General features: G+C 71.7%; 1 protein-coding gene. It reads right to left on the bottom strand.

The genetic code is table 11. From position 1 onward, the window contains the following. Positions 1–403: M81 family metallopeptidase (locus K9U40_RS24310; protein ID WP_282892603.1), on the bottom strand; the 403-nt coding region annotated here is incomplete at both ends.

Raw genomic sequence — 403 nt, 5'->3', positions numbered from 1 at the left:
CCCGCGAACACCGTGGCGGCGGGAACGCCTTCGGCCTCGGCCGCGCGCGCCGCGTCCACAGCGCGCAGCATCGCGCCCTGCAGCGTGGTGCTGCGCAGCGTGTGGCCCATCATGGGCAATGGATGCCAGCGCACGGTATAGCGCGCCCGGCCCTGCAGCATGTCCAGCAGCAGGCGGCCGGCGTGTTCGCCGGTTTCGTACATGTCGATGTGCGGATAGGTCTTGAAGCCCACCATCACGTCGGCGTGGGCGACCATCTTGGGCGTGATGTTGCCGTGCAGGTCCAGCGCCACGGCCACGGGCACGCCCGGCGCGGCGGCGCGCACGCGCTCCAGCAGGTCGCCTTCGCCGTCGGGGCTGTTCTCGGCCACCATGGCGCCGTGCAGGTCCAGCAGGATGGCGT

Source organism: Xanthobacter autotrophicus (assembly GCF_030015065.1).
Taxonomy (GTDB): Bacteria; Pseudomonadota; Alphaproteobacteria; order Rhizobiales; family Xanthobacteraceae; genus Xanthobacter; species Xanthobacter autotrophicus_D.
The sequence above is the reverse complement of the archived record's forward strand: the minus strand, read 5'-3'. Positions and strand labels throughout refer to the sequence as shown.